At 67.9% G+C, this 9,201-nt stretch carries 10 protein-coding genes; 9 read left to right on the top strand and 1 reads right to left on the bottom strand.

Annotation, left to right across the window (positions count from 1 at the left end; all coding sequences use genetic code 11):
* The first annotated feature begins 311 nt into the window (after positions 1–311).
* From ACL9RL_RS08715 to ACL9RL_RS08725, 3 genes are read left to right on the top strand one after another with little or no spacing between them, the layout of a single operon-like run.
* Positions 312–755: a hypothetical protein gene (locus ACL9RL_RS08715; RefSeq protein WP_422779835.1), complete on the top strand. Its 444-nt coding sequence runs from the start codon at positions 312–314 to the stop codon at positions 753–755.
* A 17-nt stretch (positions 756–772) separates the two neighbouring features.
* Positions 773–1,195, top strand: coding sequence for a phage holin family protein (locus ACL9RL_RS08720; protein ID WP_422779836.1), 423 nt, complete (start codon positions 773–775; stop codon positions 1,193–1,195).
* Positions 1,185–1,427 (top strand): DUF3618 domain-containing protein, encoded by a 243-nt coding sequence (locus tag ACL9RL_RS08725; protein ID WP_422779837.1) that lies wholly within the window; start codon positions 1,185–1,187, stop codon positions 1,425–1,427. The genes ACL9RL_RS08720 and ACL9RL_RS08725 overlap by 11 nt, the downstream gene beginning before the upstream one ends.
* A 163-nt stretch (positions 1,428–1,590) precedes the next feature.
* Here ACL9RL_RS08725 and ACL9RL_RS08730 read toward each other — a convergent pair whose 3' ends face one another.
* Entirely contained in the window at positions 1,591–2,172 is a 582-nt protein-coding gene (locus ACL9RL_RS08730; protein WP_422779838.1) for a GNAT family N-acetyltransferase, read from the bottom strand.
* 193 nt (positions 2,173–2,365) lie between these two features.
* Here ACL9RL_RS08730 and hemQ point away from each other — a divergent pair, with 193 nt between their 5' ends.
* The 6 genes from hemQ (at position 2,366) to hemL (ending at position 8,995) form a co-directional block, all read left to right on the top strand.
* A complete protein-coding gene (hemQ, locus tag ACL9RL_RS08735; protein ID WP_422779839.1) occupies positions 2,366–3,100 on the top strand; it encodes a hydrogen peroxide-dependent heme synthase in 735 nt (244 codons plus the stop codon).
* Positions 3,100–4,374, top strand: coding sequence for a ferrochelatase (locus tag ACL9RL_RS08740; RefSeq protein WP_422779840.1), 1,275 nt, complete (start codon positions 3,100–3,102; stop codon positions 4,372–4,374). Before hemQ ends, ACL9RL_RS08740 begins: the two co-directional genes overlap by 1 nt.
* On the top strand, positions 4,371–5,390 hold the full coding sequence (hemC, locus tag ACL9RL_RS08745) for a hydroxymethylbilane synthase (protein WP_422779841.1): 1,020 nt from the start codon (positions 4,371–4,373) through the stop codon (positions 5,388–5,390). Before ACL9RL_RS08740 ends, hemC begins: the two co-directional genes overlap by 4 nt.
* Positions 5,390–6,193, top strand: coding sequence for a uroporphyrinogen-III synthase (locus tag ACL9RL_RS08750; protein ID WP_422779842.1), 804 nt, complete (start codon positions 5,390–5,392; stop codon positions 6,191–6,193). The genes hemC and ACL9RL_RS08750 overlap by 1 nt, the downstream gene beginning before the upstream one ends.
* Before the next feature lie 337 nt (positions 6,194–6,530).
* Positions 6,531–7,601, top strand: coding sequence for a porphobilinogen synthase (gene hemB / locus ACL9RL_RS08755; RefSeq protein WP_422779857.1), 1,071 nt, complete (start codon positions 6,531–6,533; stop codon positions 7,599–7,601).
* Positions 7,598–8,995 carry a glutamate-1-semialdehyde 2,1-aminomutase gene (gene hemL / locus ACL9RL_RS08760; RefSeq protein ID WP_422779843.1) on the top strand — a complete coding sequence of 466 codons (1,398 nt, stop codon included), beginning with the start codon at positions 7,598–7,600 and terminating at the stop codon, positions 8,993–8,995. The genes hemB and hemL overlap by 4 nt, the downstream gene beginning before the upstream one ends.
* Positions 8,996–9,201: the final 206 nt, after the last annotated feature.

Here is a 9,201-nt window from a genome sequence, read left to right on the forward strand (position 1 = left end):
GCCCTCAGCCCGCGAACTGTCACTCGTGGCTGCTCTGAGGTGCTTCAAACTGACCACTACTGACAGCTCGCGAGCTGTCAGCAGTGGTCAGTTCGGGCGGGTCGGATCCAGCCACTACTGACAGTTCGCGGGCAGAGGGCGGGACGGCGACGGAACCGGGAAGGAGCGGTTTCGGCGGGTCATATGCCGTGCGGGACATGTTTTTCTGTCAACCCCGGACGCAAAGGTGGCGTGAATCGCATCGCGGACTACGCTGGAACAGTTGCAACGGAACGATGCAGCGTCAGCAGCTTCAAGCGGATGGAGGCTCCATGAAGGGCAAGATCCTCTTCGTCGTCGGTGGACTCACGGGCTACGTGCTCGGAACGAGGGCCGGTCGCGAGCGGTACAAGCAGATCAAGACGCAGTGGTTGAAGGTGTGGAACGCAGCACCGGTGCAGAAGCAGGTCGGGAAGGTCGAAGACTTCGCCAAGGCCCGCCTCAACGAGGTGCCGTCCGTCCTGTGGAGCGGCGTCAAGGGCGTCGCCAAGGTCGTCGCGCAGCCGTCGCAGACTCCCGGCCAGAAGCTGGATCGTGTCATCGATGAGGCCGAGAACGCCGTCGAAGACGTGCAGGACGCCATCGATGACGCCATCGCGGAGCAGTCCAAGACCAAGCCGGCCGCCAAACCAGCGGCCAAGGCGGCGTCGAAGCCGACTGCCAAGCCGGCGGCGCGCACCACGCGCAGCGCAGCCAAGCCGAAGTCGGCAGAGTAGGCGGAGCGGAGCCCTTCGTGAGAGATCGCACAGCGGACAACCGCACACCTGACAAGAGCGATGAGTCGCTGCTGACCCTCATCGGTCAGTTGCCGGCCATCCTCAGCAACCTGGTCAAGGCGGAGATCAACAACGCCAAGACGCAGCTCGCCCACAAGGGCAAGTACGCGGGTATCGGTGCGGCGTTCTTCGCCGGTGCAGCCGTGTTCCTGTTCTTCGCCGTCGGTGTGCTCGTGGCCGTCGCGATCCTCGCGCTCGCGCTCGTGATGCCCGCGTGGCTCGCGGCGCTGATCGTGCTCGTGGCGTTCATCATCATCGCCGCGGTGCTCGTGCTCGTCGGTCTCCGCTTCTTCAAGAAGATCAACGAGGACCCGAGCCCGATCGACAACGTGAAGGAAGACATCAAAGCCGTGAAGGGGGTCGGTCAGTATGACCGCTGATCCGAACATCCCGACGCCCGAGGAAGCCCGTGCGGAACTCGTCGCGACGCTCAACGCCATCGAGGACAAGCTGAACGTGCCGAAGCAGGTGCAGAAGGCGACGGACAAGCTGACCGCGAAGGTGCTGACCGTCAAGGAGGAGCAGCCGGCCGTGTTCATCGCCGGAGTCGTCGGCATCGCCGCGATCGCCGGGCTCGCGGTCTGGGGCATCGTGAGGTCGTTCACGCGGTAGTCCGCGTACTTCGCGCTGCGTCTTCTCCCGTTCTCCAGCCTCGTTCCGGTCTGCACAATTCAGGATGATTCACTGAATTCAGGACGATTTCTGCCGGATTGCGACGGGATCGTCCTGAATCGTGAAGATGTTCCTGAATTGTGGGGCTCGCGCGTGGCGGGCGTCAGCGCTCGTCGGCCGGACGCAGCATCGGCAGGTGCAGGATGTCGTCCTCGATGTAGGTGGGGCCGCACCCGACGAAGCCGAACGTGGCGTACCAGCCGGAGAGACGCTCCTGGGCCTCGATGCGGATGGGGCGTAGGCGGTGCGCATCGACCGCGCGCTGCACGAGCACCCGGGCGATGCCACGACCGCGCGCAGACTCCGCGGTCGCGACCCTGCCGATCACGATGGCATCGGAAGCGTCGTCGAGCGGCGCATCGTCTCCGTGCACCGCATGCCTCCGCGTGCCGGCGTCGTCGAGCACCCGCAGGGTCGCGAGCACCTCGTCACCAGCCGCCGCCCAGGCCAGCCGGGTCGAGGGGACGAGATCGCGCCCGTCGAGGTCGGCGAAGAACGCCCGCTGCTCCAGGATGAACACGTCGACCCGGAGTTTCAGGATCCGGTAGAGCGTCGCCGCATCGATTTCCGTGGCGTGCGCCTCATGGAAGGTCACGATGTGGTCACTCTTGGCGTTCGTCTCCGTCGGGTTCTCGGTGACGATCGGGGTCTCCTCGGATGCTCCCGGGCGCGATGCGGTGCTCATCCTCCGACAGTACCCGCCCGATTCCTCCCGATCGACGGCGATGCGATGCCGCACGGACGCCGTACCGATCCCACTCCCACTCCCACGCCGCTCCGGCGACCACACCCAGAGGACGCTCACCGCCCCCGGAACCACAGCCAACCCACATCTGGTGCTTTTGCTCTCTCGCCAGGAGTGGGAGAGGATAGAAGGTATGACTCACCCGGCCTCTGCCGAGGCATCGCACCATTCGTCCGAACCCGACAACTCGACTGGCCCGTCAGGCTTCACCCTGTGGGCGGTCCTCCGCCGCGACCCCGTTGTCGCGGCGAGCCCAGGGGTGTCACCGCCGGACGAGCTGACTGCGGAGCTCGAGGCATCGATCGCGTCGATCACCGAACAGGGCGTGACCCTGCGCGGTCTCTACGACGTGTCCGGAATGCGTGCGGACGCCGACCTCATGATCTGGATCCACGGCGACACGGCCGAGGGCCTGCAGGCCGCGCTCCGCGAGCTGCGCCGCACAACAGCGCTCCGCACCCTGCTGCCGACGTGGAACGCGATGGCGGTGCACCGCGACGCAGAATTCAACCGTCAGCACGTGCCCGGCTTCCTCCGCGGCATCGAGCCGAAGGGCTGGCTGTGCCTGTACCCCTTCGTGCGCAGCTACGAGTGGTACCTGCTCCCCGAGGCGGAGCGTCGTGCGATGCTCGCCGATCACGGTCGGAAGGGTGCGGCGTTCACGGGCGTCCTCGCCAACACGGTCGCGTCGTTCGCGCTCGGCGACTACGAGTGGATGCTCCCGCTCGAAGCCGACGACGTCGTGGATCTCGTCGACCTCATGCGTGAACTCCGCAACACGGAGGCCCGCCGTCACGTCCGCGAGGAGGTCCCGTTCTTCACGGGCCGCCGCATCACAGCAGCAGAAGCGATCGAGGTGATCCGCTGATGGCGGCGATGAATCTGGGTTCGACCGGCGCCGATGGCGCACGCGGCGAGCACGCAGCACACGAGCACGCAACACACGAGCACACAGGCGAACGCCTCGTCGCCGGCGCCACCGATGCCGCTGCATCAGGCCCAGAGCACGTCACCGAGCCGGTCGCGTACGACGCCATCCTGCTCGCCGGCTTCGGCGGACCGGAGGGGCAGGACGACGTCATCCCGTTCCTCCGCAACGTCACGCGGGGTCGCGGCATCCCGGAGGAGCGCCTCGAAGAGGTCGCCCACCACTACCGCCACTTCGGCGGCGTGAGCCCCATCAACGACCAGAACCGCGCCCTCAAGGCCGCACTGGAGATCGAGCTCGCATCGCGCGGCATCGACCTGCCCGTCCTGTGGGGCAACCGCAACTGGGACCCGTACCTGCGCGACGCCCTCCGTGAGGCGGACGCTGCCGGCTACACCAAGCTCATCGCGATCGCCACGAGTGCGTACTCGTCGTTCTCCAGCTGCCGTCAGTACCGCGAGGACTTCGCGATCGCGCTGGACGAGACCGGACTGGGCGGCAAGATCCAGATCGACAAGGTGCGTCAGTTCTTCGACCACCCCGGCTTCGTCACGCCGTTCATCGACGGCGTCCGCGATGCCATCGCCACGTACCTGCGCGAGCAGCCGGAACTCGACGCCGCCACCGAGATCGAGGTGCTCTTCGCGACGCACTCGATCCCGACGGGCGACGCGGCGAAGTCCGGCCCCGACTTCCGGAACTTCGGCGAGCACGGCGCGTACGAGGCGCAGCACCTCGCCGTCGCGGAGGTCGTGATGGAAGCGGCCGTCCGCGACCTCGGTCTCGGCAGCGACGTCACCGTCCCGTGGCAGCTCGTCTACCAGTCGCGCTCCGGTCCGCCCAGCATGCCCTGGCTCGAACCGGACATCAACGATGCGATCGCCGAACTCCCCGCCAAGGGGCGCAAGGCCATCGTCATCGTGCCGCTCGGTTTTGTGAGCGACCACATGGAGGTCATGTGGGACCTCGACAACGAGGCGATCGAGACGGCCGGCGAGCACGGCCTGTCCGCGGTTCGTGTGCCGACGCCCGGCACGGCCGAAGCGTACGTCAAGGGGCTCGTCGACCTCGTTCTGGAGCGTCGTGACGGCGTCCCCGTCGAGGACCGACCGGCGATGACCGACCTCGGCCCCTGGTACGACGTGTGTCGGCCGGGTTGCTGTGAGAACGCACGGCTCGGGTTCAAACCCGCGCTCGCTGGGTTGGCGCCGTGACCCTTCGCATCGGAACCAGGGGGAGCACGCTCGCGCTCGCGCAGACCGGCCATGTGGCGGATGCGCTGCAGGCCGCGACGGGTGAGGACGTCGAGATCGTCACGGTCACGACGCACGGCGACACGAGCCGCGAGTCGTTGTCGACCATCGGCGGGACGGGCGTGTTCGTCAACGCGCTCCGCGACGCCCTGCTCGACGACGTGTGCGATCTCGTTGTGCACTCGCTCAAGGACCTGCCGACGGCATCGATCGAGGGATTCACGATCGCAGCCGTTCCGCCGCGTGAAGACCCTCGCGATGCGCTCTGCGCGACCGACGGCCGCGGCATCGACGACCTCCCGGCCGGCGCGCGCATCGGCACGGGTTCGCCGCGTCGCATCGCCCAGCTGCGGGCCGCCCGTCCGGACCTCGAGATCGTGGACATCCGCGGCAACATCGACTCGCGTCTGCGTCGTGTCGTCGACGGAGAGCTCGACGCGGTCGTCCTGGCTGCTGCCGGACTGACGCGGATCGACCGGCTCGATGCCGTCACCGGGCTGTTCGACATCGACTCCTGGCCGACTGCGCCCGGACAGGGCGCGCTCGCGATCGAATGCCTCGATCGTGAGGACTCGACGATCGTCGGCGCCGTCTCCACGCTCGAGCACGCACCGAGCCGCTGGCAGATCGCCGCCGAGCGCGCCGTCCTGCGCCGCCTCGAAGCTGGTTGCGCTGCACCCGTCGGTGCTGCTGCGTGGCTCGACGGTGACGAACTCGTCCTGCAGAGCGCCGTCTACTCGCTCGACGGCACCCGCTCCATCCGCAAGGAGAGCCGTGCGCGCGGCTTCGACGGCGATGGCCACGGTCGCGAACTCCTGCACGCAGCAGACGCACTCGGCATCGCTCTCGCCGATGAGCTCATCGGGGCCGGCGCCGCCGATCTCGCACCGCTCGGACCTCGCTCCGGTTCCGGCTTCGGCACTGGCCTCGGCTCTGGCTCTGGTTTCGGCACGCAGTCGGACGGCGGGTCCATCTGATGAACGACTGGACCACGCCCATCACCGTGCCCTCCGAGAGCAAACCGCTCGGCGGGTGGCGTGTGCTCGTCCCTCGCGGCGGGCCCTGGGGCGACAGCGTCGCCGGGACCGTCCGAGGCAAGGGCGGTTCGCCCGTCGTCGCACCCATGATCAATTTCGCGAGTACGGATGATCCGGACTCGCTCGCCGCTGCGCTCACGGCGCTCGAAGCCGGCGAGTTCGACTGGTTGACCGTCACGAGCGCGACGACCGTCGATGTGCTGTCCTCGCAGCGCATCCGCATCCCGGAGACCACGAAGGTCGCTGCTGTCGGCGAGACCACGGCCGCTGCGCTCATCGCGGTCGGGTACAGCGTGGATCTCGTGCCGGCGAAGGACAACTCCGCCAAGGGCATGGTTCAGGAACTCACCGCTCTCGAACCGGAGCCGCGTCGCATCCTGACACTGCGTTCCGCGATCGCGAAGCCGCTCCTCACCGAGGGGCTCATCGCGGCCGGGCATGATGTGCAGTCGGTCGTGGCGTATCGGACGGTCGGCATCACGGTCGCGGAGAAGATCGTGGCCGATGTCGCGAGCGGCAAGGTCGGTGCGATCCTCGTGACGTCCGGCAGCGTCGCCGAGCAGGTGCGGACGCAGTTCCCGGAGATCCCCGAGACGACCGTCATCGCCGCCATCGGTCCGCGTACGGCACGTGATGCCCGCGGGTACGGTCTGCGGGTCGATGTCGTCGCTGAGCAGCAGACGGTGGATTCGCTCATCGATGCGATCGTGCGTGTCGCCGAGGAGCGTCGAGCGCAGGGTTGACCCCGCCGACCGTCGGTCCCTGAGCCTGCCGGTCCCTGAGCTTGTCGAAGGGTGTGCGTTCCGGGCACTTCGACAGGCTCAGTGACCGGGTTTTTCTCGCGTGTGGTGACCGCGCCGGTCCCTGAGCTTGTCGAAGGGCGTGTGTTTCGGGCGCTTCGACAGGCTCAGTGACCGGGGTCTTCTTGCGTGTGGTGACCACGCCGGTCCCTGAGCTTGTCGAAGGGTGGGCGTTTCGGGCACTTCGACAAGCTCAGTGACCGGGGTCCTGCGCCGGTCCCTGAGCTTGTCGAAGGGCCCGAATCCCGCCACCGCTGCGCGAGCGTAGGCTGGAGGGGTGATCATTCCGCAGACCCGTCCCCGCCGACTCAGGCAGACTCCGGCCGTCCGCCGCCTCGTCTCCGAGACCAGACTCGATCCCGCGGAGCTCGTGCTCCCCATGTTCGTGCGTGAGGGTGCAACAGAACCGGTGGCGATCGGATCGATGCCCGGTGTGGTGCAGCACTCGCTCGACAGTGCGAAGCGTGCCGTCGCCGCTGCCGTCGATGCCGGTGTCGGCGGGATCATGCTGTTCGGCGTCCCGCTCGTCCGTGATGCGATCGGCTCGGGTGCAACCGACCCGGACGGCATCCTCAACGTCGCGACGCGTGAGCTCGCTGCGGAGTTCGGCGAGTCCATCGTGATCCAGACCGACCTCTGCCTCGACGAGTTCACCGACCACGGCCACTGCGGTGTCCTCGATGCACGTGGTCGCGTCGACAACGACGCCACACTCGTCCGCTACCGCGACATGGCGCTCGCGCAGGCGCAGGCCGGCTCGGCGGTCGTCGGCCTCTCCGGCATGATGGACGGCCAGGTGGCCGTCGTCCGCGAGGCGCTCGACGACGCCGGCTTCGAGGACACCATCGTCCTCGCATACTCCGCCAAGTACGCCTCCGCGTTCTACGGCCCGTTCCGTGAGGCCGTCGATTCGCAGTTGCAGGGTGACCGCCGCACCTATCAGCTCGACCCGGGCAACCGTCGTGAGGGCCTTCGAGAGGCGCTCATCGATGAAGCGGAGGGTGCCGACATCGTGATGGTGAAGCCGGCTGGCAGCTACCTGGACGTGCTCGCGGACGTCGCTGGAGCGGTCGACATCCCCGTGTGGGCGTATCAGGTGTCCGGTGAGTACGCCATGATCGAGGCCGCGGCGCAGCAGGGGTGGATCGATCGTCGTCGGGCCATCGAGGAGTCCGTGCTGTCCATCAAGCGTGCCGGAGCCGACGCCATCCTCACGTATTGGGCGACCGAGATCGCCGAGTGGGCGAACGAGGCGCGGGCGGCGCGACCGACGCGGGCTCAGGCCAGTGCAACGGCAGCAGCGACCGCATCAGCAGCATCAGCCGCATCAGCAACCGGGGGATCACGATGAACGACGCCGCTTTCGCACGCGCCCAGCGCTCCATCCCTGGCGGCGTCAATTCGCCGGTCCGCGCCTTCCGTTCCGTCGGCGGGACGCCGCGGTTCATGGTGTCGGCCACGGGGCCGTACATCACCGATTCCGAGGGTGTCGAGTACGTCGATCTCGTGAGCGCGTGGGGTCCTGCACTGCTCGGGCACGCGCATCCGGAGGTCGTTGCGGCGGTTCAGGCCGCGGCGGCTCGTGGGTTGTCGTTCGGTGCGTCGACGCCGGCCGAGACGGAACTCGCCGAGCTGGTCAAGGCTCGGGTCCAGGCGTCAGGTGTCGCTCCGATCGAGAAGTTGCGGCTCGTGTCGACCGGAACCGAAGCGACGATGACCGCCATCCGGCTGGCGCGTGGAGCGACGGGTCGGAAGCTCATCGTGAAGTTCGCCGGGCACTACCACGGGCACTCCGATGGACTGCTCGCCGAGGCCGGATCGGGTGTTGCGACGCTCGCCCTGCCCGGTTCCGCCGGTGTCACGCCGGAGACCGCCGGCCAGACGATCGTCGTCCCGTACAACGATCTGCGGGCGTTGCGTGCCGTGTTCGCTGAGCGCGGGGCGGACATCGCCGCCGTCATCACGGAGGCCGCGGCCGCCAACATGGGTGTGGTGCCGCCGGCTCCCGGATTCAACGCTGCGCTCATCACGCTCGCGCACGAGCACGGTGCACTCGTCATCATGGATGAGGTCCTCACCGGGTTCCGGGTGTCGTCCGCCGGTTGGTGGGGGCTGGAGAACCGTGGGCTCGCGAAGACGACGCTCGGCGTCGATGATTGGGAGTCCGGCAACCATGCCGTCGCGACGTCGACCGGCGCGATCAGCATCCCGCGCGGTGTGTATCAGCCGGACCTGTTCACGTTCGGGAAGGTCATCGGCGGTGGGATGCCGTTGGCGGCGCTCGGTGGGAGTGCCGAGCTGATGGATCTGCTCGCGCCGATCGGCCCCGTGTATCAGGCCGGCACGTTGTCGGGGAATCCCGTGGCGTTGGCTGCGGGCATCGAGACGTTGCGGTTGGCGGATCAGGAGGTCTACCGCACGGTGGATGCGGCTGCGTCGACCGTGTCCGAGGCGGTCTCCGATGCGCTCACCACCGCCGGTGTCGCGCACGTCGTGCAGCGGGCGGGAAACCTGTTCAGCTTCGTGTTCAGCGATCGGGCGCCGCTCGACTACGCGGATGTGTTGCAGCAGGACGCCTTCCGGTATCCGGCGTTCTTCCACACGATGCTCGATGCCGGGGTGTCGTTGCCGCCGAGTGTGTTCGAGGCGTGGTTCGTGTCGGCTGCGCATGATGATGCGGCGATCGGTCGCATCATCGATGCGTTGCCAGCTGCGGCGCGTGCCGCGGCGGCGGCGTTGCCGTAGGGGGTTGTCGGGCACTTCGACAAGCTCAGCGACCGGGGGTTGAGGTCCGGGCGAGGTCGGTCCCTGAGCTTGTCGAAGGGGCTGCGGTTTCGGGCACTTCGACAGGCTCAGTGACCGGGTTCTCGCGCCGGGGGGGGGAACCCGGTCCCTGAGCTTGTCGAAGGGCAGGGAGGGACGACGCCGGTCAGCCCGGGCGTTCTAGCCGT

This window comes from Plantibacter sp. Mn2098, assembly GCF_049319745.1.
GTDB lineage: Bacteria > Actinomycetota > Actinomycetes > Actinomycetales > Microbacteriaceae > Plantibacter.